23 protein-coding genes and 1 pseudogene are annotated in these 20,422 nt (G+C 57.7%); 10 read left to right on the forward strand and 14 right to left on the reverse strand.

What is annotated here, in order from left to right; translation table 11 throughout:
• Positions 1 to 42 precede the first annotated feature (42 nt).
• Positions 43 to 657: a LysE family translocator gene (locus tag PMI21_RS17885; RefSeq protein ID WP_007936958.1), complete on the forward strand. Its 615-nt coding sequence runs from the start codon at positions 43 to 45 to the stop codon at positions 655 to 657.
• Between the two features lie 34 nt (positions 658 to 691).
• On the opposite strand, the gene PMI21_RS17880 is transcribed toward PMI21_RS17885, so the two are convergent.
• A complete protein-coding gene (locus tag PMI21_RS17880) occupies positions 692 to 1,576 on the reverse strand; it encodes a LysR family transcriptional regulator (RefSeq protein WP_007936959.1) in 885 nt (294 codons plus the stop codon).
• 114 nt (positions 1,577 to 1,690) lie between these two features.
• Here PMI21_RS17880 and argC point away from each other — a divergent pair, with 114 nt between their 5' ends.
• A complete protein-coding gene (gene argC, locus PMI21_RS17875; protein WP_007936960.1) occupies positions 1,691 to 2,620 on the forward strand; it encodes an N-acetyl-gamma-glutamyl-phosphate reductase in 930 nt (309 codons plus the stop codon).
• Between the two features lie 10 nt (positions 2,621 to 2,630).
• On the opposite strand, the gene PMI21_RS17870 is transcribed toward argC, so the two are convergent.
• Both PMI21_RS17870 and PMI21_RS17865 read right to left on the reverse strand, forming a co-directional pair.
• Positions 2,631 to 3,326 (reverse strand): tRNA (adenine(22)-N(1))-methyltransferase, encoded by a 696-nt coding sequence (locus tag PMI21_RS17870; RefSeq protein WP_338010001.1) that lies wholly within the window; start codon positions 3,324 to 3,326, stop codon positions 2,631 to 2,633.
• A 181-nt stretch (positions 3,327 to 3,507) separates the two neighbouring features.
• Positions 3,508 to 3,864, reverse strand: coding sequence for a VOC family protein (locus tag PMI21_RS17865; protein WP_007936962.1), 357 nt, complete (start codon positions 3,862 to 3,864; stop codon positions 3,508 to 3,510).
• 155 nt (positions 3,865 to 4,019) lie between these two features.
• Here PMI21_RS17865 and PMI21_RS17860 point away from each other — a divergent pair, with 155 nt between their 5' ends.
• Entirely contained in the window at positions 4,020 to 4,472 is a 453-nt protein-coding gene (locus PMI21_RS17860; RefSeq protein ID WP_007936963.1) for a thiol-disulfide oxidoreductase DCC family protein, read from the forward strand.
• Positions 4,469 to 4,837 carry a DoxX-like family protein gene (locus PMI21_RS17855; RefSeq protein WP_007936971.1) on the forward strand — a complete coding sequence of 123 codons (369 nt, stop codon included), beginning with the start codon at positions 4,469 to 4,471 and terminating at the stop codon, positions 4,835 to 4,837. Before PMI21_RS17860 ends, PMI21_RS17855 begins: the two co-directional genes overlap by 4 nt.
• Before the next feature lie 14 nt (positions 4,838 to 4,851).
• Here the strand turns inward: PMI21_RS17855 and PMI21_RS17850 are convergent, their stop codons facing one another.
• The 3 genes from PMI21_RS17850 to PMI21_RS17840 form a co-directional block, all read right to left on the reverse strand.
• Positions 4,852 to 5,343, reverse strand: coding sequence for a DUF2269 family protein (locus PMI21_RS17850; protein WP_007936972.1), 492 nt, complete (start codon positions 5,341 to 5,343; stop codon positions 4,852 to 4,854).
• 1 nt (position 5,344) lies between these two features.
• On the reverse strand, positions 5,345 to 6,472 hold the full coding sequence (locus PMI21_RS17845) for a saccharopine dehydrogenase family protein (protein ID WP_007936973.1): 1,128 nt from the start codon (positions 6,470 to 6,472) through the stop codon (positions 5,345 to 5,347).
• 82 nt (positions 6,473 to 6,554) lie between these two features.
• Complete coding sequence (locus PMI21_RS17840) at positions 6,555 to 7,139, reverse strand: eCIS core domain-containing protein (RefSeq protein WP_007936974.1); 585 nt, start codon at positions 7,137 to 7,139, stop codon at positions 6,555 to 6,557.
• Between the two features lie 313 nt (positions 7,140 to 7,452).
• Between PMI21_RS17840 and PMI21_RS17835 the strand changes: the two genes are divergently transcribed.
• The 4 genes and pseudogenes from PMI21_RS17835 (at position 7,453) to PMI21_RS29695 (ending at position 10,081) form a co-directional block, all read left to right on the forward strand.
• Positions 7,453 to 7,971, forward strand: a complete 519-nt coding sequence (locus PMI21_RS17835) for a cysteine hydrolase family protein (protein WP_007936975.1) — start codon at positions 7,453 to 7,455, stop codon at positions 7,969 to 7,971.
• A gap of 129 nt (positions 7,972 to 8,100) precedes the next feature.
• Positions 8,101 to 8,973, forward strand: coding sequence for an AraC family transcriptional regulator (locus PMI21_RS17830; protein WP_007936976.1), 873 nt, complete (start codon positions 8,101 to 8,103; stop codon positions 8,971 to 8,973).
• Positions 8,974 to 9,139: 166 nt separating this feature from the next.
• Positions 9,140 to 9,613: pseudogene (locus PMI21_RS0128055) on the forward strand (GrpB family protein); the annotation flags it as partial.
• Between the two features lie 75 nt (positions 9,614 to 9,688).
• Positions 9,689 to 10,081 carry an NUDIX hydrolase gene (locus tag PMI21_RS29695; RefSeq protein WP_274517586.1) on the forward strand — a complete coding sequence of 131 codons (393 nt, stop codon included), beginning with the start codon at positions 9,689 to 9,691 and terminating at the stop codon, positions 10,079 to 10,081.
• 74 nt (positions 10,082 to 10,155) lie between these two features.
• Here PMI21_RS29695 and PMI21_RS28815 read toward each other — a convergent pair whose 3' ends face one another.
• Together PMI21_RS28815 and PMI21_RS0128065 are read right to left on the reverse strand one after the other, a co-directional pair.
• Entirely contained in the window at positions 10,156 to 10,518 is a 363-nt protein-coding gene (locus PMI21_RS28815) for an ASCH domain-containing protein (RefSeq protein WP_081499474.1), read from the reverse strand.
• Positions 10,519 to 10,631: 113 nt separating this feature from the next.
• Entirely contained in the window at positions 10,632 to 11,096 is a 465-nt protein-coding gene (locus tag PMI21_RS0128065) for a VOC family protein (protein ID WP_033063938.1), read from the reverse strand.
• Positions 11,097 to 11,302: 206 nt separating this feature from the next.
• Between PMI21_RS0128065 and PMI21_RS17825 the strand changes: the two genes are divergently transcribed.
• Together PMI21_RS17825 and PMI21_RS29875 are read left to right on the forward strand one after the other, a co-directional pair.
• Positions 11,303 to 12,367, forward strand: coding sequence for an alpha/beta fold hydrolase (locus PMI21_RS17825; protein WP_007936980.1), 1,065 nt, complete (start codon positions 11,303 to 11,305; stop codon positions 12,365 to 12,367).
• 160 nt (positions 12,368 to 12,527) lie between these two features.
• Positions 12,528 to 12,839, forward strand: coding sequence for a hypothetical protein (locus PMI21_RS29875; protein ID WP_007936982.1), 312 nt, complete (start codon positions 12,528 to 12,530; stop codon positions 12,837 to 12,839).
• Between the two features lie 286 nt (positions 12,840 to 13,125).
• Here the strand turns inward: PMI21_RS29875 and PMI21_RS17820 are convergent, their stop codons facing one another.
• The 6 genes from PMI21_RS17820 to PMI21_RS17795 all read right to left on the reverse strand — a co-directional run bounded on the left by PMI21_RS17820 (position 13,126) and on the right by PMI21_RS17795 (position 20,422).
• Positions 13,126 to 14,445: an outer membrane protein transport protein gene (locus tag PMI21_RS17820; RefSeq protein ID WP_007936984.1), complete on the reverse strand. Its 1,320-nt coding sequence runs from the start codon at positions 14,443 to 14,445 to the stop codon at positions 13,126 to 13,128.
• A 162-nt stretch (positions 14,446 to 14,607) separates the two neighbouring features.
• Positions 14,608 to 16,509 (reverse strand): acyl-CoA synthetase, encoded by a 1,902-nt coding sequence (locus PMI21_RS17815; RefSeq protein WP_007936986.1) that lies wholly within the window; start codon positions 16,507 to 16,509, stop codon positions 14,608 to 14,610.
• The gene (locus tag PMI21_RS17810; protein WP_007936987.1) at positions 16,509 to 17,465 is read right to left on the reverse strand and encodes a fumarylacetoacetate hydrolase family protein; all 957 of its coding nucleotides are present in this window, start codon (positions 17,463 to 17,465) and stop codon (positions 16,509 to 16,511) included. Before PMI21_RS17810 ends, PMI21_RS17815 begins: the two co-directional genes overlap by 1 nt.
• 82 nt (positions 17,466 to 17,547) lie before the next feature.
• Complete coding sequence (locus PMI21_RS17805; protein ID WP_007936990.1) at positions 17,548 to 18,639, reverse strand: VOC family protein; 1,092 nt, start codon at positions 18,637 to 18,639, stop codon at positions 17,548 to 17,550.
• A gap of 89 nt (positions 18,640 to 18,728) precedes the next feature.
• A complete protein-coding gene (locus PMI21_RS17800; protein ID WP_007936992.1) occupies positions 18,729 to 19,343 on the reverse strand; it encodes a TetR/AcrR family transcriptional regulator in 615 nt (204 codons plus the stop codon).
• A gap of 434 nt (positions 19,344 to 19,777) precedes the next feature.
• Positions 19,778 to 20,422: a TetR/AcrR family transcriptional regulator gene (locus PMI21_RS17795; protein ID WP_007936993.1), complete on the reverse strand. Its 645-nt coding sequence runs from the start codon at positions 20,420 to 20,422 to the stop codon at positions 19,778 to 19,780.

Raw genomic sequence — 20,422 nt, forward strand, 5'->3', positions numbered from 1 at the left:
TTTGTGTGACGAACACCGTCCACAGGACTCGCGAGGAAGCACATGATCGATGGTTCCGCCGTTTTGACAGTCTTTTTGGTCTACCTGGCCGGTGTCGTTATTCCAGGGCCAAATTTCGTTGCAGTGGTCCATAAAGCGGTGGCTGCTACACGGTCAGAAGCTCTGGCCTTGGTAGCGGGCATCGTACTGGTCAATTTGTTCTGGTCCACCTGTGCAATTGCAGGTCTCGGGGTTGTATTTGCTGCGCTCCCTTGGGCTGCGCTTGTTGTAAAGGTTCTGGGCGCCACCTACCTGATGTGGTTCGGATTCCGACTGCTGATCAACGCAGGGAAGAATGCGCTTGGCCCGCTAAATGATGCCGTCGCCGGTAGTTGCCGGCAGTCCTTCATTCAGGGGGTGGTTACCAATATCGGCAACCCCAAGTCCATGGCCTTCTATGCCGCTGTTTTTTCAGCAGCAGCCCCCGCCCACGTTTCACCAGGCACGTTTTCGTCGATGCTGGCAGTTGTCGTGGTGGTTTCAATGACCTGGTATGGAATGGTCGCAATCACTCTTTCGCAACCCAAGATTGCTTGCGCGTATCAAGGGAGGAAAAAAGCTATCGATCGACTGTGCGGCGGTTTGATTTTGTCTCTGGGGGTCCGTCAGTTGGTTTAGCAATCCCACGATTGATTCGCCTGACAAAATCCCCCTACCCCGCACTCAACTCCCACAACACATCCAGCACATGTTGCGTAGGCCGTTCGATGTCCCGACTACGGTGGGCAATACCAAGTTGCCGCCACAATAAGGGCTGTAATGGTCGCATGACGATCCTGGTATCGGGCAATGGCGTGGAGGCTTCATGCGGTAACAACGTCGCACCATAGCCAGCCGCCACCAGGCTTTTGATCGCATCGTTGTAGTTCAGTTGAATACGCGGCGCAGGCTGCCGCCCACCACTGGCGAACCACTCCGAGGTCAAGCGCGAAAGGCGAGTGGTGTTGTCATTCAGAATCAATGGCTGAGCGGACAGCCAGTCGGGGGTCACAACATCCGGGGCTTCCCAGCGAGCCGGCAAGAAGGCCATGACCGGGTCCCGTCGCCATGGCTCGATCCGCAAGTCTTTCACCGGGGGTTGCGGCAGCGCGACCAGACCGATCTCCAAAGAGCCTTCGGCAAGCTTGTGCAACGTTTCCTGCGACGTGAGCACCGCGACCTGCACATCAATAGCGGGATGGCGTTGGCTCAACGTCTCCAAGGCTTGCGGCAGTAACTGTGCGATGGCCCCTGTGGAGGCGCCTAGTCGCACACGCCCGGCCAATCCCTGTACCTGACGTTCCACGTCTTCAAGCGCCTGCTCCGCATCCGCCAACAGGCGTCGGGCACGTTCCACCAGTGTGTGTCCAATCGCCGAAGGCTGAACGCGCCCACGCGTGCGCGACAACAGCTTGCCGCCCACGCGCGACTCCAGGTCAGCGATATGCAAACTGACCGTGGGTGGCGCGAGGTGCAGCACGCGGGCCGCCTCGGCAAACGAACCCAGGTCGGCAATCGCCACCAACGTGCGCAGACGGTCCAGGCTGATTTCGCGCATGAGTGACTCCTTGTTCAGAAAAACTGAATTTCATCGTTTATAAATTCAACTTTTCCTATCTTAGCGCCTCGCTGAAGATTGGAACTCCTGATTTCCTATGTCCGAGAGCATTCCATGGCAAGTCCTCTTGTATTCATCGATGGCGACCAAGGCACCACCGGGTTGCAAATCCATCAACGCCTACGAGACCGGAGCGACCTGCGGCTTATCACACTCAGCCCCGAATATCGCAAGAATCCGCAACGTCGCGCCGAAGCCATCAATAACTGCGACATCGCGATTCTCTGCTTGCCCGACCAAGCCGCGCGCGACGCTGTAGCGACCATCGAAAACCCCGCCGTTCGGGTGATCGATGCGAGTTCGGCGCACCGTACCCATCCAGACTGGACCTATGGTTTCGCGCAGATGAATCCGCAGCAGAGCCAACGCATCGCCGCCGCGCGACGGGTGAGTAATCCCGGTTGCTATCCGACGGGGGCGATAGGGTTGCTGCGCCCTTTACTGGAGGCCGGATTACTGCCCAAGGATTACCCGATGAACATTCATGCCGTGTCGGGTTATTCCGGAAAAGGGCGCATCGGAGTGGAGGAACATGAGGGAGAAGGCGCAGCACAGGCGTCGGCGTTTCAGGTCTATGGGCTGGGGCTGGCACACAAACATATTCCGGAGATTCAGCAGCAAAGCGGTCTGACGGAGCGGCCAATGTTTGTGCCGGCCTATGGCGCTTTTCGGCAGGGGATCGTACTGACCATCCCCTTGCAAACCCGGTTGTTGGCGCCAGGTGTGAGTGCGGTGCAGTTGCATGCGTGTCTGATGCGGCACTACGTCGATGCGAGCCATGTACAGGTGATGTCGATGCAGGAGGCTAAAGGGTTGACGTACCTTGATCCTCAGGCACTTAACGGGACTGATGATTTGCGATTGTCAGTGTTTGAGAATGATGAGACGGGGCAGGTTTTGTTGGCTGCGGTGTTTGACAATCTTGGGAAGGGAGCCGCTGGAGCGGCGGTGCAGAATCTGGATTTGATGCTTGCAGGGGCATGACTCCGAGGGCTCAAGCCAACAGTTCGGTGATCCACCGAGCCTGCCGGGCGACGTCCTGCACCTTATCCTCAGGCACAGCCTGCCGCGCCCGGGCGAAGTTGTTCAGGGTCCGCTGCTTCTCGCGCAGCAGGCGCTGCCACTTGAGCAGGAACGCCGGGCTGCGTGCCTGCATCTGCAGCGGGCCGAAGTACAGCTCCTCGGCGGTGTACGTCACCGGCCCGGCGCGCTCGGCGACGATGATTTCGTAGTCGAAGCGGTTTTCCCGCAGCACTTCCTCGCAGAGGATGCGGTAACCATTTTCCATCAGCCATTGGCGCAGTGGTTGCTCGCCGCCGTTGGGCTGCAGGATCAGGCGCTCCTGGCCGCTCAGGCGTGCCTTGCCGCTGTCGAGGATGTCGCGGATCGTCTCGCCGCCCATGCCGCAGATGCTGATCGCCGTGATCCCGTCTCCCGGCTCGATCGCCCCCAGGCCATTGGCCAGGCGCACGGTGATCCGCTGCTCCAGGCCGTTCTCACGCACGGTGCGCTCGGCCGAGCGAAACGGCGTCAATGCCACCTCGCCGGCCACCGCCGCAGCGATGACGCCACGGCGCATCAATGCCACCGGCAGATAGCCGTGATCCGAGCCGATATCGGCCAGGCACGCGCCTGCTGGCACATGCGCCGCCACGCGCTCCAGGCGCATGGACAATGTCTGTTGGTTCAACTGCAGCCCCTTTTCACCACGAACGTCCGGCACCTTTGACCGGATCGGGGCGCGATTCTGGCGAGCAATGCTGTGCATTTCAAATTTATGCGACCAGGGTCATGGCTCGAGCCGTCCCTACCGCTTGCGTATCGGCCCAAAGCGGACCCAGGTTATGGGCCGCTTTGGGTCGACCTGAGACCTACTGCCGAGCTGTCCAAACGGCCAGTTCATAGCCGTCTGGATCAATGAAGTGGAACCTGCTTCCACCAGGGAACGAGAATGTTTCGCGGGTGATAACAGCGCCCAAGGCTTTGAGCCGCTGCTGCGCCTCATCGAGATCATCCGAGTACAAAATGATCAAAGGGCCACCAGGTCGAACTGGCTCTCCCGTAGTGAAGCCACCGGTAAGACGGCCATCACTGAATTCCGTATAGGTAGGGCCGTAGTCAACGAATGTCCAGCCGAACGCACTTCCGTAGAAAGCTTTGCTGCGGGCAATGTCGTCGACATTAAATTCAATATTGTCGATCTGCCGGTCTTTACCACGCACACTCATGGATGCCTCCTTGGCTGATTTCAAAGAGACAATGATAACGCATTGGCTATTGCAGCTACCGGTAAGGAGCCGCCCCCCCCTCCGGCCAAATGCAGACTTTAACGCCGGCACGCGGTTATGATCCGGGATAATCAGGTTCCCTTGGACGCACACTTATGCCCGCCTCGCAAATCCGCCCCTCACCCGCGCCGCTGCTCAAACCAGGAGAGACGGTGGTCTTGTTCGACGGTGTCTGCAAGCTGTGCAATGGCTGGGCGAGGTTCTTGATTCGCCATGACCGCCAGCAGCGAGTGCGGTTGGCGGCGGTTCAGTCACCCGAGGGGCAAGTTCTGCTCGCGTGGGCAGGTTTGCCCGTGGATCAATTCGACACCATGGCGGTGATCCGCGACCGACACTACTGGGAGCGTTCGGATGCATTTTTCGAAGTCATCGCCCAGTTGCCTGCACTTTGGCGCCCAGTGAACCTGTTGCGCATCTTCCCTCGCAGGCTTCGAGACTGGGCGTACGACCGCATTGCACTTAATCGTTATCAGCTCTTCGGGAAATACGACACGTGCCTGTTGCCGGATCCCGATCATGAACAGCGCTTTTTGAAAGCGCCGCTATGAACGCCCTCACACGCATTAACTGGATCGCCCGTGGGGGACTGGCGTTCATGTTTGGCTACCACGGTCTGATTCCCAAGTTGCTGTGGCTAAGCCCGGGCGAGCGGACGATGATCCAGTCTCACGGGATCACTCAGGTTGAACTGTTCGCCAATATTGCCGGGGTCGCAGAAATTGCACTGGCCTTATGGATACTGCTCGCGTCGCGCAGTGCCTGGCCTCTTGCCGTCGCCGCGACGGCGCTATTTGGCCTGCTGCTGGATGTGGCAATTTTCAATCCATCGATGCTCAAGGAGGCCTTCAATCCGGTCTCGTTGAATGTGGCGGGACTTGCCTTGTGCGCAGTGGCCTGGAACACCAGGTCTTGAGCCAACCGATCCTGCTATCCCAATAGCCCAACCAGTTGCACCGGCGTCATCTTCGTCACCATCATCAGCACAATCACAAACATCCCGACAAAACCGACTACCCCCATCCACCACCATTTTTTGTACACGGCTCGGTATTCATCATCGAGTCCACTTCCAGCCTCAACTGCGCAAGACGCCATCAGGTACAGCCGCTTCTGCAGCACCAATACCGGCAACCAAAGCGAACCTACGCTGAAGAAGATGATCAACGAAGTCAGCACCCACTCCGTGGTCATGGGAAGTCCGGAGAGCCTCATCAGCAGGTAGCCCGTGATGATCTGGACGAAGCCTGCCGGCGTGGTAATCCAGGTGTCGAAGCGCACGACCATTCGGGCCACATGCGCAATCACTTGAGGGTTGGCCGTGCGGCTGGCAGCGATCAGGTAGAGGTAGGAGCCCATGCCGAATCCGAACAGGAAAATCGCGGCAATAATGTGGAGGTACTTCAGGCACAGATAGAGCATGTCAGCGCGGCTCCTCAGAGAACTGCACGGACAGGCTCAAATTGTCCGGATCGTTGATCGCTGCCATGTATTCATCCACGGTAATTTCGCCCACGCAAGCCCGGGCACCGGGTTGCGGCACATAGCCCTGGGCCATTTTCGCGGCCAAGGCTACGGATGCGCAGCTTGGGATTTCCGGCCCCTTGTCATTCAGGGCCGTCAGTTGCACGGTCATGGCCAGCGGTTTCCCATCGACTCCCCTGCCCTGAACGTCGATGTACATCGCGCTTTTGCCATCGCCAAAACGTTCAAACCGGGTCCCCAGCCGATGCAGTCTTGCGGCCCAAAGGGCATGGTCGCGAACCAGCCCGATCTTCAACGCCTGAGCCAGCAGATAGTTGGCGACACCACCCAGCTTCAAGCCCGCACCGGCCTTGAAGCTCAGGGTTTGCGCGCCATAGCGGCTGGCGAAAATATCCATGTCCGGCACATCGACGTTAGCCAACACACGAGTGCCCAGATGCGGCATCTTGCGCAGCGTCAAATCCTGCCAACCCGACACTTCATGCACCTTGCCATTCTTGAGTTGTTTGATCGGTTTACCTGCGTAGGCGAGTACGCCTTCAACGGTCGACAATCCCGGCATCTTCGCCGAAGAGGAAATGCCATGTTCGATCGAGTCGATACGACTGAAGCGATAGCGCTGCTGATCGATGATGGCTGACGAAAGTGTCGGCACCGAACTGCAGCCACTGAGGATTGCTACTCCGGCCTGTTTCGCCAAAGCGTCGAGTACACCAACGCCGTTAACGAAGATTCGGCAGTCAGACAGGTCGCAGTAGTTCACGCCAGCCTCAATGCAGTTCTCGGCGACCGCATAGGATTGCCCCTGAAACGGGCCGCCGGTATGGATGAGCAACTGGATGTTCATCGCGCGCAAAACGGATTTGAACTCAGTGCCCATGGCATTGCCGCACCAACTTTCGGCGACAGTGCCCGATTGGCTTTTCAACTCATCGACTTTGCGCTGCAACTTGTGTGGATCGCGGCCCGAAATCACCAGTTCCACATCTGGCATCACCGCCAAATGCCTGCAAACGATGCTACCGAAGTTTCCGTAGCCACCGACCACCATCACTCTGAACACCATTCAACTCTTCCCTAACTGACAGGCTGCTTTCAGCCAATAATGACTGCTTTGTGCCCGTAATGTCAGGGAGCTTCGCTACCCTTCAGTGAGTCCCTCCCCGCACCGACCGTCGAACCTCAGCCTGTATGGCATAAGCCGGCGCCTCCACAGCATTGAAATCTTGTGTATACCGCTGGGCAAATCCTTCTACCCCCCATTCCTGGAACTGCTGCACGTGCTTCAGTTCGTGAGCCCAGAGCGCGATGTCCTGTTCTGCGGTTTGAGCGTCCCGGAAGAGGATGATGTCGATCAGGGTCACGGCACCGACATCGGGGTTCTGCAGCATGGAAGTGGCGGCGCTGAATTGGCCATTGTCACTCACTTTGTAGTGCGCGGCATCGAGGACGCTGGGGTCGTACCAGCGCAGCAGTTGCTCCCGGATGTGCGGTGGAATGGGCTGGATGTCGGCGTTGGCTGCTTCAGCGCGGGCCTGGGTCAGCCACAGCGCCAAGGCAGGTGCCGCGACCTGGTAGACGCCATCAGGCATCTGCCCCAGATCTGGCAGGCAGATGCAGCCGTTCAGGCACACTTGTTTCTCGCCAGGTGGGCAGGCGTTAGTCTGGGCTTGCACTACAAGAGTCAAGCCAAGCACAGACAGCGCCACCAGGAATGTGATGATGGGCGGCATTGGACCCTCCTGGGAAGGAAGCAGCACGAACAGTGGGGTCACAGTTGATCGACGCCCTGCATAACTTTAGCGTATCAATACAAGCAGTAGCCGCCACGCAGGTCACGCCTCCTTGCCAACCAGGTACCGTGCAGATATTGTCTACTTTATGAATCAGCCACGCATTGCCTCGACCACCACGACCACGACCGCCCAAGGCGGGTCGTGAGAGGTGTCGTGAGCCAATAACGCACGAACTTCAAAGGCCCGCCAGCGATGGACAGGGCCTTTTCTTTTGCCCTTGTGTCGCTGGTCCAAACGCAAGGAAAGCACTATGTACGCACTGTTGATTCTCGATATGCAGGCTGGATTGTTTCATGGTCCGGATAAACCATGGGCTGGCGAAGCGCTGCTGAACACTTTGAATCACCTGTTGAGCAAGGCCCGCACGGCTGGCGTGCCAATTTTCCTTGCTCGCCACGTCGGTCCTCCTGGCTCGCCTATCGAACCTGCAAGCCCGTTGACGCAACTGGTACAGGAACTGCTGCTACAAGGCGACGAAGTAATCTTCGAAAAAAACCGACCCAACGCTTTCGTTATGACTGACCTGGCCGATCGGCTGAAGGCTTGTGGATCTCAGGGTGTGGTTATTGCCGGAATGAAGACCCAGTATTGTGTCGACAGCACCTGCCGCGCTGCACGCGATCTTGGATTCGATGCAGTGCTGATCGCCGATGGTCATACCTGCACCGATACCCCTGAGTTGAAGGCCGAACATATCATCGCTCATCACAATGCGACCCTGGCGGGTCCATTCTGTCGCGTCGTTCGCGCTGAGGACTGGCATTTTTAACCGTTTACATTGCCTTGGAAGAGATCGCATCGGCCAACCCAAAACGTACGTTGAGCAAACGCGGCTAGGCGCGTTCGCGCCGCTATAGTCGACTCTATTGCCGACCGTACTTCCAGGAGCCTTTTCCCAGTGTCTGACATGCCGAGCAACTTCGCTTACACAAAACGCTTCAACGCCGTACTCGCCTACATTGATGCCAATCTCGAAGGTGATCTGTCGGTGAAGACGTTGAGCCATGTGGCGAATTTTTCGGTGTTTCACTTCCATCGACAATTCACCGCGTTCGCCGGAGTGCCGGTCTCACGCTATGTGCAACTGATGCGGCTAAGACGCGCGGCACATCGCCTGGCCGCCCTCGCTGATCACTCGGTACTCGACGCCGCACTCGGTGCCGGCTTTGAAAGCCCCGAGGCATTTTGCAGGGCGTTCAGGCGGGCGTTCGGCATGACGCCGAGCGCGTTCAGGAAGGAACCGAACTGGCAGGTCTGGAATACGGTATTCGCAATCCCTCACTTTTCCAGGACTATCATCATGCAAGTACGAATCGTGGAGTTCCCTGAAGTCAGGGTAGCAACGCTTGAGCACTGCGGACCCGCCGGGCTCGTCAATGAGAGCGTGCGCAAGTTCATCGAGTGGCGTATGCAGAGCGGACAGTCGCCGGTGGCATCGAGTCGCACCTTTGGCATTCCCTATGGCAACCCCGATACGACACCTCCACAAGCATTCCGCTTCGCAATCTGCGGCGAGATTCACGAGGCTGTGGCGCCGAATGAGTTCGGTGTGCACGAGATCGTCATTCCTGGCGGTCGCTGCGTCGTGGTGCGACACGTGGGGTCTGCGGATCACATCGGCGAGACGATTTATCCGATTTACCGCGATTGGCTTCCTGCCAGCGGAGAGGAACTTCGTGACCACCCGCTGTTTTTCAATTACCTGAGCGTCTATCCCGAGACGCCGCAGGATCAATGGCAAACTGATGTGTATGTTCCGCTGCAATGTTGACGAGTGTACGCTCAGGGCCGCAGCCTTTCGCAACAGGCAGGCATCGGCCAATAACGGAATTCGGATCAGGCCCGTCTCCGCCCTCGCATGTATGCTGTATGACGGCGTGTAGAGCGCGCTTGGGGTGTCCGTATTACCAAGCCAATGGATACAAGGAAGAAGCACCATGGCGCTAACCAGCAAGATTTCCCCTTATGACAGTCGATGGCCCGCGCTCTTCCTTAGCGCCAAAGAGCAGATCGCGAAGGCGTTCGGCGCTGAGCTTGTTGCCATCCATCATGTCGGAAGCACCGCCGTTCCCGAGCTCGCTGCCAAGCCAGAGATCGACCTCCTGGTCGAAGTTGCGGAGCATCGAAACGAATCCTGCCGAGACAATGTCATGCTTGGGTTTGGGTATGCACGGGGAAGCGATCTGTCGGCAGGACACCATTTTTATCGTCGCGATGTTGATGGTGTGCGAACACACAAGACCCACGTTTGTATCACCGGCCACGGTCAAATCGAAAGGATGCTCCGCTTTCGTGATTTGCTCAGGAGCGACCCTGTGCTTCGCCAGCGGTATCAAGACTTGAAGCTTGAACTGGAAGCAAACAACACCGGCGGCATAGGTGAATACCTGGCACAGAAGGCACCCTTTATCGACGGTGTTATCGGGTCGGTTCGCAGAGATGCCGCCGGATGCACCAGGCTTGCAACAAAAGCCTGCCCTGTCGTTTTGCGCACGATTCACGGGATCGTACACAGCCTCGCGTTCAAACATCCTGTCGCTGGTTACCAGTTTGTGAAGGGCACTATCGAATCAGGTGAGTCTCTTCCCAATGCGGCTGTACGCGAACTCAGCGAAGAGTCAGGAATTTGCAACGCCCGGGCAGTGAGGGATCTCGGCCTTTGGGATACTGAGTTCGAGGAACAGATTTGGTCTTTTCAGTTATGTGAGGTTTCAGACCCATTGCCCGACAAGTGGAGTTTTGAAACAGATGACGATGGCGGCCGCATCTTTGAGTTTTTTTGGCATCCGTTGAAGCTTGATCTTCCTGAACCCTGTCACAGGCTGTTCCAGTCAGCATTGGTTCAGATCAGAAACAGAGTTGAAGCTCTGACCACATAGAGCCAGGACCAATCGGCTGCCTGGATATTTGAAGCGTTGTTCGCTGAAACCTCCTGGGCACGCTTGGGTAATGATCAACATCTGTCCGGGAGCAGGAAGTCTACCTCGTAGATACCCCGCGCCGCGCGGATGGGCACAAGGTGTGTAACTGGCCTTAAGTCACTCAACTCCCAGGCGAGCCAGCCCTCCTCAAAATAACTCGCACAGGCTGCTTGCATGTCAGCGAGGACGAATGGGCGCACAGATTTTACGCGCACGATTGCGACGGCGATGCCGTCATCGTCTTCGTCACCATCGGTATGGAGAAATCGTCTATTTTCAACGATCAGGATATCTTCGGAAGGATCCAGGCCTGGATGCCAACGACGAACTTCGAGGGTTTTCTCCCCGGAAGCGATTCGACCACCACTGGGCCGTACAATTGATAAAGCCTTGATGGTTCTCTCCTAAAATTTATGCATCGCTGGGCGCCCGTTTAATCATGCAAGGTGAGTGGACTAGCTGATCATCAGGCGCCAATCACGAACGCTGACGCTCTATGCGTCTTCCCTCATCCCACGTCGGCAAATGCATCCTTGATAAATGCCTCCAGCTCTTTCTCTTCAAGCAGCTCAATGGAAAAATGCCCGAAGCGTTTCGGTAACCAGAGTATGCGTGTCCCACTTGGCGACTGGAGATTATCGCGAGACAGCGGCTTACCGTTCTCATTTTCCGGCTGGACACCTGCGTCGATCAATTCGTCGTAGGCTGCCTCGATGTCCGGTGTGGAATAGCAGTGCCGGTAGATTGTGCCTTCGCCGTTGGCGTCCATCAGAGCCTTGAGATTTCCGGTAAACGGTTGCACCAGCATAAGGCGCTCCGTGCCAAACATGACAATCGCATAACGCACATGCAAACCGTCGCGCTGCCAATCAAGTGTCTTTGAAATTCTGGCGCTGAAGACTCGGGCGTAATACCTGCACGCTTCCTCGAGGTCTTTGACGAGAACATCGACGTGGCTGAACTTTAATTTCAATGGCCTCACCTTTTTCAGATATGCGATTTGATACCGAGATCTCTCCGCTATGTATCACAGTGTGTCTGATTAGCCTCTCGATACATGGTTTTTCACCTGGCCTGCGATTCGACACAGGCCAGATACGTCGCCGCGTTCAAATGCAAGCAAGGTTTCGAGGGGATCAGCCAGAACCCCTGGCCAACGGCTTGCAACGGAGACATCACATGAAGATGGCACTGCAGAACAAAACCGGCAAAACCCGCCACCGTCTGGTCGGCTCGTCGATCCTCGCGCTTACCCTGTTCGGCGTTCTCGGTGCGGCCCACGCACAAACGACCGCAGCCGCGCAGCCAACCGCGATCAATGCTGGCACCACTCATGCAACACCCTCCCCGTTCGGCCCGCTCAAGCATGTCAACGCCGGACTGCTGGACGTGGCATACGCCGAAACAGGTCCGGCTGACGGGCCGGTGGTGATTCTTCTGCACGGCTGGCCGTACGACATTCACAGCTATGACGAGGTCGCCCCGTTGCTTGCCGCAAAGGGCTATCGAGTACTGATGCCGTATGCGCGTGGCTATGGCGATACGCATTTTCTGTCCGATAAGACCGTTCGCAATGGCCAACCGGCTGCGCTGGCCAGTGACGTCATCGACTTCATGGATGCGCTGAAGATCAAACAAGCCGTACTCGGTGGTTATGATTGGGGCGCGCGTTCGGCCGACATCGTCTCGGCGCTGTGGCCAGAACGGGTCAAGGCGCTGGTCTCGGTCAGCGGGTATCTGATCGGCAATCAGGCGGCCGGCAAGAACCCGCTTCCACCTAAAGCTGAATTGCAGTGGTGGTATCAGTTTTACTTCGCCACCGATCGCGGTCGCGCCGGGTACGAGAAAAACACCCACGACTTCGCCAAGTTGATATGGCAACTGGCTTCGCCGAAATGGGCGTTCGATGACGCCACTTTCGACCGCAGCGCCAAGGCACTGGAAAACCCCGACCATGTCGACATCACCGTGTTCAACTACCGCTGGCGCCTGGGTCTGGTCCAGGGCGAGAGCCGATACGAGGCGCTCGAACAGAAACTGGCCACGGCGCCTTCCATCAGCGTGCCGACCATCACCCTTGAGGGCGATGCCAACGGCGCACCGCACCCGGCCCCCGAGGATTACGCCAAGCGCTTCACCGGTAAATACGAGTTCCGGCTGATCAGCGGCGGCATCGGCCACAACCTGCCGCAGGAAGATCCGCAGGCGTTCGCCAAGGCTGTGATTGATGCGGATCACCTTTGAGGTGATCTGACAGCCGTGTACTTGCCTCGATGAACACCTTCACAAAAACGGCTCGTTTATTTAACGAGCCGTTTTAACCAAGACAGACGCAACACCGTCTAATCTGAATAGAGCAGGACCACAAACACACCTCCAGCCTCTTGATACAGGGGGAAACGGGATGATCGGCAAAACAGCACGCCAATGCTCGTCATGGATCCTCCCTTCCCTGCTCGCCATCAACCTGGCGCTGACTGCGGGATGTGCGAGCAAAACTTCCACGGCCCGCTATTCGGCCTCAAGCACAGACTCAAGCGCAGGCTCAAGTTGCTATGCAAAAGCGCTCCCCACTGCCGGCGAGGGTGGCCTGGCCTGGGGCTCCACCCTGGACGCGGCTCGCCAAAAGTCCATGGATAATTGCATACGCTATGCCGGCCAATCCGGTGGCACGCCGACTACCTGCCATGTGGTGATGGCGGAGTGCAAAAACTGATAGCGCGGTAGCGAAGCGGGCCTTGTTTATTGACGCGGTTATGGGGCAATGCCAGTCAGTTAAGCCGTAATGCGATCTGTAGCAGCTGCCGAGCTCGCGAGGCTGCGTTCGGCTGCGTAGCAGTCGTGAGTCCGGCTGGCGTGGTCTGCCTGATGCACCGTAAGTTCTGATTTCACGACTGCTACGCAGCCGAACGCAGCCTCGTGAACTCGGCAGCTGCTACAAAAAAGAATGCGTCGTGGCTGAAATTGCTTAACTGAACTTCATTGGGCTTAGGGGGCGGCAATTAGTACCGATACGTTGCCTGCACTGAAATTCCATTCGCACTATTTTCGTAATGGGCACTGTATTCCGGTTGAAGACCGGAGTCGTTCGAGTGCTTTACGGAGGCTTTTGAATCCCAGAGATAACCATAGGCAAAGTCGATCGTCAGATCGGGGTTCGGCGAATAAGCGCCGCCCAGGGTCACGGCCTGACGATTCCCAACCGGAACGCGCACGCTGCGATCGGCATTTCCAACGGGCGCCGGGTCATAGGCATAACCTGCGCGTATCAGCCATTGCGGGTTCAATTGATAGGATGTGCCGACCGCGGTGGACCACGTGTCGTGCCAGTTCATTTGTTCGGCCACACTCCCCAGGCCAGCAGCCTGGCCCATGGCGGAAACACCGCTGTTGATGGCCTCGACCTTCTGGATCCGGCTCCAGCGTTTCCAGGTGGCCCCCAGGTATCCGGTCCAGCGGCTATTGAAATGATGGGTGATGGACGTATCCACGGATTCGGGCATCGTCAGATCTATCTGGGTGTCATATTTTCCGTCCAGCGGGATAACGCTCGGGGAGCCGGAAACCTCTGTATGCCCTTTGAGGTGATAGCTCACTTTCGAGTGATAAGTAATCCCCCAACGGGTGGCCTCACTGAAGTCAACCAAGAGGCCAACGTTGTAGCCAACTGCCGTGTCATCGCCTTTGATGGTGACCAGTGTGTCCTGGCCGTTGTTCAGGGCGCCGGTTGCCATGTAATTCTGAAGCTTTGCATCGAAATGGTTCAGGGTCGGTCCGCCACCAATGGACACGTAATCATTGATCCGATAGGCCAGTGTGGGTTGCAGGGTTATCTCCTTGGTGGTGCTATAGGAACCATGGTAACGACCCTGAAAAGTGCTCTCGTAATCATTGATCAGACCACTCGGCGCATAGAGGCCCAGCCCCATCGAAAAGCGATCATCAAGCGGTGTCGACATATAAGCGAATGGCACGACTCCCAAAGGTACCGAGTCCCCCTTATTCGTTCCTGCGGCACTGCTCTGCGCATCACTGATGTCGTCGCTCACCGAGACGATTGCGGCCCCGCCGGAAATCTCACTGCGCTGCAACTTGGTCAGGCCTGCAGGGTTTCCGTAAATGGTGCTGGCGTCCAGCGCAGATGACGACCTCCCCGCATAAGCAGTCCCCGCACTGCTTGCACTTTGTTCGTTCAGGCCAATGCCATTGGCGCCGGCAATGGTCGAGGCGCTGAGCAGTGCCATGGCACTGGTGAACTTGATCCAGACAGCACACGTTCGCTGAACAGAGAGACACGGGATCACACGGCTATTGAGTTTCATTTTCCACCTCTTATTTATTGTTTTTGTTGATTGCACGCAGGCAAGGCTTCGCCTTCCCGTGCATGTTTCAGTGCCGGCTGGAGTTGATCTAAGTTGTGTAAAAGGCCCTGGCGGAACAGCGCCAGGGCATGACTGCTGGACTTACAGACGCGAGTCAGGGGCTCAACTAAGCCACTCGATCTGGAAGCTATAGCGCCCTAAAAGCGGCGCCAGGATTTCCTGGTCAGTGCCGGCCCGAATGCAGGCGACGGGCCCACGACGATTGTCCTGCACGACCTCAACAGCAATATCCGCAAGCCCCAGGCGCCCCGCTTCCTGCTGGACGACTCTGGCAATCTCCCGCTGCTGCAAAGCGGGCTTGAATATCTTGCCCACGGCCGTCAGTGGCAGTGCTTCGAGGATTTCAATGCGTTTGGGAACGGCTGCCCGCTCACTGATGTGGAGATGGGCGAACACCTCCAGTTCTTCGGCATTGCAAACTTGCCCGGGGCGCAATTGAACGTAGGCCACCGGCACCTCGCCCGAGTAGACGTCGGGGCTGCCGATTGCAGCGGCCAGGGCGACAGCGGGATGCGCCTGCAGAGCCTCCTCGATTTGCTTGGGATCGATGTTATGGCCGCCGCGGATGATCAACTCCTTCTTGCGTCCGGTCAGCCAGAAGTAACCCTGCGCATCCTCGCGACCCAAATCACCCGTATTCAGCCAGCGCTGACCGTCGATATCGATCCAGAGCCCCCGGTTATGACTCTCCTCCAGATAGCCATCGAAGAGGTTCGGACCACTGATCGTGATGACCCCGATCTCATCCACGTTGGCGTCGCGCAGGTACTCACCCGCATCATTGAGCAAGACCGCGCGCATATTCTGGTAGGCGATCCGTATCCCGATGGAGCCGATACAACGCTCGCCATGGGGCGGATTGATTGAAGAAACGCAGGCGCCCTCAGTAAGGCCGTAACCCTCAAGGATCTTTAGCCCGGTCCGGCGCTCGAACTCTCGCAGAAGCTCGGCCGGCATAGGTGCGGCGCCACACATTGCGTAGCGAAGACTGGACAGGTCGCGGCCCTGCCATTCATTTTGCAGAAGTGCGGCATAGACCGTTGGCACGCCGGAAAAGAAGTTGATACCGAAGTGCTCGACCATCTCCCAGAATCGTGGGATCACCCCCTCGCCACGATACCCTTGAGGCGTCCCGAGGATCACATGGTCGCCTTGAGTCCAGGGCATCAGGCCAGTCACCATTTGTCCATTGACATGAAACAGCGGCAGGCCACAAAAGATAACCTGGCCACTTGTGCGTGGCTGCATGTGAGCGGCCATGGCCCATGCATTGAATACTTCCGAGCCATGGGTTCGCGCGGCGATCTTGGGGAGCCCGGTGGTGCCACCCGTACAGATATAGGAAGAGCACTCATCCTGGCGGATTTGTCGACCGCTAATCAGGTGTGTGTGCGGCTGAGTATTCATCAGCGATTGCCAATCGTGGATCGCGATTCCGCTGTGTAAGTCTCGTTCCTTCAGCGCCATGGCTTGCAGGATCCCTCGCACAGGTTCGGCGACATAGGGCTCCATGCTGACCCAAACGACAGACCTGACCGCGGGCAACTGATCCAGCTGCGAAGCCAGTTTGGGCCACAGATCGCTACCCGGAGTCGGTGCGAGCGTCACCACCACGGAGGCCTTCGCGGCATTCAGCAAGCCGGCCATCTGCTTGGCCTCGAGCAGAGGATTGATCGCCATGACAATGCCAGCCGCCTCCCCGCCCCATATCGTGAAATGGGTTTCCGGCAGATTGGGCAGGATAAAGGCAAGCACCTCGCCCGGTTTTATGCCGAGGTCATGGAAAGCATTCGCCGCGCGGGTGATGTCCGCGAAGAGCCGGGAGTAGTTCCACTCGCTGGTGCGCCTGAAATCGGCGGCATTGGCGAAGAAGCTTAGCGCCGGCGCCTGAGGGGTGCGCTCAGCCGCCTGTCGCAGCGCTTCATATGTGCTGGATGCCAGGCCACGCTCCGACAACGGGACTCGTTCAAGACTTTCGATGTCATTCAGGGTCTGCACCGTCATCAGGCTTCCTCCACGACTCGGTTACGTTGCACGCCGAGGTCGATCACACCATCGGCGCTGCGAATGCGCGCCTCGACCACGTCACCTGGCTTGAGATACTGCGATCGGCCTTCCTGCGCCTTGAGGAACAGCTTCCACTTGGTAGCTTCCGGCATCAGGGCCGCAATGCGCTGTTTGGCAGGCGAAGGGACTGTTAGTGCACAGCCGGCAGGCGTACCAGTGGCGATCAGGTCTCCAACGGCGAGATCTTGCACGGCGGAGAGTTCGGTAAGGGTTTCAGCGGGGCCGTAAACCAGGTTGGCCGTGCTGTCGTTCTGTCGCACCTGGCCGTTGACTGTCAGGCGCAGTTGCAGTGCCTTGAGATAATGCATGCTCTTGGCATCCAGAAGGCAGAGGTACGGGCCGACCGGGCCAAACGTGCGGAAGCTCTTGCCCTTGTAGAACTGCATCTGGGGAATCTGAATGTCACGAGCCGAGTAGTCATTGACGATGACGACGCCTGCGACGAACTCATGCAGATTGGCGTCGGTGACCGCAATAGCACCGGTGATCGCGCGTTTCATCACCAACCCCAGTTCGATCTCGTAATCAAGAAAGCGCACGGTGCGCGGCTTGATCAGGTCGCTGTCCGCTGCCACCAGGCAACTGGTCGCCTTGGTGAAGATCATGTTGAATTTCTTCGCATCCGGGTCCATGCCCGACTCGATCATGTGCTGACGATAATTGGCGCCCTGGCAGACGAACTGCTGGTTACGGGTCACCGGCGACAGCAGTTTCACTTCGCCTTCATCCAGCTCCGTACCCTTCAGTTGAGCGAGATCGTCGATGCTGTTCTGGCGGATGAAATCACCGGTGCTTTCAAAATCACCGGGGACAACCGTGATACGGCCTTGGCGTAGCACGCCCCAGTGGATACCGTTCTGAAATTCAAAGCGGACAACGTGTACAGCAGACATTGAGGGTACTCCTGGAGCAGCGTTTGTCCCGCGCTCGGCGGCGCGAGATCGATGGTGTTGTTCTGTGGAGGGGCTGACAGCTCTACCCGAACATCCGCATGAGTGTTACCAACTTGCGAAAGGTCAGGTCCGGGCTGCGTCGCAGGTTACGGATCAGCGCACGCAGCTTGGTCAGGCTCATCCTGGGTTTTGTAAAACTCTTGGGCATGCGCTGCCCCCACTGCGCCATTGCCTCCGGGCTCACGGGATGAATGCCTGTAGGCTGTATGGCCGTGAACACATCCCCGTCGCAGTAATGCTCGTGCTTGTCGCCCCAAGGGTCTTGCCAGTAATCGAAGATCTGGCTGCCCAGAATGTGTCGGCCAATTCCCCATGAGTGCTCCCAACCGCGTTCGCGCAGGACGCGCTGCCCCATTCCCACCGCATCGGCATCGACGACCTCATAGGCGCTATGGCTATAGGTGGCCATGAACCCTTGCGCTATCGCGAGCGTATGGTGAGCCGCGGGAACTTCACCGAGGTCGAGGCGCATGAAGGTAACGATAGGTGTGCCATCGGGGAGCACCTGCACATCGCTGGGAATAAACCCGAAATGCTTGGTGTACCAGGCACAGGTCGCCTGGTAGTCGGCCACTTCGATGACGATATGGCCGAGTCTGAGTACTTCAGGGGGAGCGATCGGCGGACGCTGCGTGGCATTGATTCGCGGTTGCTCGTGGACCAGATTCCAGGAAAGAGGCGCTCTGTGTACCAGCGTTTTACCTGGAATCTGCTCGCAAACAGCTTCCACGATGAAACCGGAAGGATCGGTCAGCCGGACGCAATACCCGCCACCCGGATGTTCCGATTTCTCGACCGCTGACGCGCCCGGGATTCGCGTCAGTTTCTGCAGATCCTTGAGCGACTGGACTGCCAATCCGAACCCGACAAAACGTGCCTGTTCTGCACGATGGACGCGGTAGCAGTATGCAGTGGGATCGGTGGCGCGCAGATAAAGCGTATCGGCGTCCTGCTGACTTACTGTCAGGCCGAAGTCGGTCAGAAACCGCGCCGCCTCATTCAAGTCCGGCCGTTGAAAGATCAGGTGAGTCAGCCCCTGGGCCTTCACCGTCGGCTGCGGATGCCGGGCGGGTTGTGGTGTCGCCAACCGGTGCAATTCGTTTTTGTTGTTCATTGTTTTTGTTTTCCGGGTTTTGAGGGTAAAGCCGTCCCCGCACCCCTGAAAATCCAGGGGTGTTGTTTAGTCAGGTCGGTTAACGCGGCTCAGTCGAGAGGCGGAAGTGCCGGCAACTCTGTGGTCGCCAGCGCACGGGCCTCATCTGGCGGTATACCCAATGCCCGCAGCACCAGCTCGGCGGTGTCAGAGCCCGACTCGCGCCACGTTCTATGCCCTTCCAGCACCAGGAAAATCGAGCCGAGGACACTGCTCGAGATCAGCGTCAGTACTGAGATCAATTGCCCCTGCGCAAACGTGTACCGCCCACAGGAAAGTCCGCTCAGAAGATCGGTAGTCGCCTGGCTGCTGAACATTTCGCGCAACGAAGCATTGCTCATGGCGAATTTATGGATGAACGCCCCCCAATGGGAGTCCTCATGAGCTCGACGAATGAAGAATCGAATGCCATTGGCGAGGCGCTGAGCGGGATCGGTGAGAGCGTCGAAGCTCTTGTTGACGCGTTCATGCATCTCCCTGGCGAGATGGCTGGCAACCGCCTCGAACAGGTTTTCCATGCTGTCGATGTTGCTGTAGATCGTTCCGCGCGCTACTCCTGCCTCTTGTGCGAGATCAAGGATGTTCACCTGGGAGGTGCCTCTTTCAGCGAACAGGCGAAAGGCGGCTTGATGAATGCGGCGCTGTGTCGGATTCAGGGATTCCACGTTCTCTCTCCAAAATTACCTTATGACTCAATTGAACACGCGTGTTCATCTGCAGTCAACAACGTTTTTTGAATCAAGAACGAAACCATCCAAAAAAATCATTCAATCCCATATAAAAGCGGATTAGCCGAATGATTTTTCAAGGCTCACGAAGGGATTTGGAGTTCTATTCGCCAGCTAAAATGAACACGAATGTTCAGATGATTGGGCCTAGCGTAATGCCAGTAAGTTAAGGCGACGACACGGTCCGTAGCAGCTGGCGAAGCCTGCGTTCGATCGCGCAGCGATCGTAAAATCAGGAGCTGCGGTGTTACAGATTAATCGAGGTTGCAGGGTTTGCGACTGCTGCGCAGCCGAACGCAGCCTTCGGCAGCTGCTACGAGGAATGCGCGAAACCAGTCCTTCTTACTGGCGAATCGAGGATGATCTCAGGACTAGGGTAGCGGCTTGCCGGCGATTTTCTTGGCTCTGGCCGGTGTTACGCCCAGCGCCTTGAGGATCATCTCGGCGACCAACAGATCGTGTTCCGCCGCCGCACGCCCCTCGACAACCGAGCGCATGGCTCCGGTTGTGCACGATACGACCATGTCCAGGGCGACCCCTTCGTCCTCGTAAGAGAAAGTGCCCGCGCGCTGTCCTTCACGCAGATCGCCCAGCACATGGTCAGCCAAACGCGAGCGCATGGCCTGATCAGAATGGATGATGCGCAGCAGTGCGTTGGCCCACTGATGGTCGTAGGCGGCCCGGCGGACGAACATGCGCACGCCGATCGAAAGCCGCTGTGCGCCGCAGTGCACGTCCGAGCTCAAGGCGGAAATGGCATCGGAGAACTCAGACGCCATGGCGATGCCAACCGCCTCGAGTACTTCGTCGCGCGTACGAAAATAGTTGTAGATGGTGCCGTTGGATACCGCAGCCTCCGCGGCGACCTCGAGCAGTGCAATCTCCCCCACCTCCTTGCGCGCGACAAGACGCAATGCCGCGTCCACCAGGCCGCGACGGGTGCGTTCACGCTTCTTGTGGCCTCGAGTGAGAGGCTCTTGCGCAGTTGCTTCTGAAGGAAAAGTGGGGGACGGCAT

Origin of the sequence: Pseudomonas sp. GM18, from assembly GCF_000282195.1 — a bacterium.
Classification (GTDB): Bacteria; Pseudomonadota; Gammaproteobacteria; order Pseudomonadales; family Pseudomonadaceae; genus Aquipseudomonas.